This is a genomic window from Bradyrhizobium sp. USDA3516, from assembly GCF_057651995.1.
Genome location: NZ_JBYGYN010000044.1, coordinates 1 through 228, shown reverse-complemented (window position 1 = coordinate 228; position 228 = coordinate 1). Strand labels below are relative to the sequence as shown.

The window sequence follows — 228 nt, the reverse complement described above, 5'->3', positions numbered from 1 at the left end:
ATCGACCGCGGTCAACAGGTCGTCGACCGTCGCAGCCGGGGCGCCGGCAGTACCGAGATAAACGGTGGTGTTGCCGTTGCCGTCGGTGACGAGGCGGCCACTGACACCCGAGCCGGCCGGAACGGCGGTCGCCGCCGGAGCGGTACCGCTGCGGAAGGTGATGGTCTTGCCGTTGACGGTCAGCGTGTCGCCGTCGGCGGGCTGGGCGTTGCCGAGCAGGCCGGTTGC

General features: G+C 71.1%; 1 protein-coding gene. It reads right to left on the bottom strand.

The features are described from left to right. The coding region (locus tag AC24YW_RS36675; RefSeq protein ID WP_487487223.1) for a DUF1522 domain-containing protein at positions 1-228 on the bottom strand (228 nt) is incomplete at both ends.